Below are 1,210 nucleotides of genomic sequence, written 5' to 3'. Positions count from 1 at the left end.
TGAGCTATGATTGAGTTTGGATGACTTTTTTCTCTGTTATTTTCTTTATCTATTCGTATTTCGATTTCATCATTCTGATTCTTTTTAGATATTGGTAAAGGGACTTTAATAACTTTTTTATTATATTTTATTTTAGCCCAATAACCGGCTTTGGGCAATGGAATATTATGTTTTTTACATATTTTTCGTAAACCACTGTCAGAATAAGAAAATTCTTTTGCTAACTTAGTTAACGGACTCGACCATACTAAATCATATAGTTCTTTTCGTGTTAATGTTTTACTTGATTCTTTCATACTTTAACGGAATTGATGAGTTAATAAAAAGAAGATAATATTTTTCTGATTTCTAATAGCAAAAACTTTATGACTCACCATTTTTATAAATTTTCGAGTATTTTCTCCAACAATATTCTTATGGAATTATTTTTTTGATATTGACAATTCATATCATACCCAAACCCGAAACCAATATCAATTATTTCTCTACCATTACTGAAGAAAAACAAGAAGTAATGAAACGAAAAACAAAAAGAAGAAAATCGACTTCAGGAAAATCTGCAAATACAAGAAGGGTAACAATGATAAGCAGAAAAGCCAAGCAGATCAGAAAGAAAGGAGAACAATGGACTAATACCATAAAAAGAGCTTCCAAACTTTTAAAGAAAGAAGGGAAGTTGTAATGGATTCTCCATTAGATGGTTTAGGAAAAACAAACAAAACTCCGATTACCTATTATGGAGGAAAAAAAGCATTAACCAAACTCATCCTTTCACTAATACCAACGCATAATTTGTATTGTGAACCCTTTGTAGGAGGAGCCGCTGTCTTTTTTGCCAAAGATCCGAGTTCTGCAGAAGTGATTAATGACTTAAATGGTGATGTGGTTAATTTTTATCAGATCTGTAAACTTCAATTTACCCAACTAAACAAATTAATCCGGGCGACACCTCATAGTCGAAAGCTTCACAAGGAAGCTGCTGAACTATTAAAAAACGATCAAGAAAAGGATAAGGTAAAACGAGCTTGGGCTTTTTGGGTACAAACCAATATGAGTTTTTCGGCGCGGATATTCGGTGGATATGCTTATGAGAGAAAAACAAATGGCGTTTCAAAAACGATCTTTAATAAAAAACAAGCCTTTACCAAAGATATCTGTGAACGATTGGATTTGGTGGATATCGAATGTAATGATGCGCTTAAGGTGATTG

General features: G+C 32.1%; 3 protein-coding genes. 2 read left to right on the top strand and 1 reads right to left on the bottom strand.

The window, feature by feature from the left end; translation table 11 throughout:
* The coding region (locus FOF46_RS30975; protein WP_208746849.1) for a hypothetical protein at positions 1-296 on the bottom strand (296 nt) is incomplete at its 3' end.
* A gap of 218 nt (positions 297-514) precedes the next feature.
* On the opposite strand from FOF46_RS30975, the gene FOF46_RS32065 reads away from it, so the two are divergent.
* Together FOF46_RS32065 and FOF46_RS30970 are read left to right on the top strand one after the other, a co-directional pair.
* Positions 515-682, top strand: a complete 168-nt coding sequence (locus FOF46_RS32065; protein ID WP_167572036.1) for a hypothetical protein — start codon at positions 515-517, stop codon at positions 680-682.
* The coding region (locus FOF46_RS30970) for a DNA adenine methylase (protein WP_143919273.1) at positions 682-1,210 on the top strand (529 nt) is incomplete at its 3' end. The genes FOF46_RS32065 and FOF46_RS30970, both read left to right, overlap by 1 nt.

Source organism: Aquimarina algiphila (assembly GCF_007489275.1).
In the GTDB taxonomy this organism is placed as follows: domain Bacteria; phylum Bacteroidota; class Bacteroidia; order Flavobacteriales; family Flavobacteriaceae; genus Aquimarina; species Aquimarina algiphila.
Note: the sequence above shows the minus strand (reverse complement) of the source record. Positions and strands in the feature narration are given on the sequence as shown.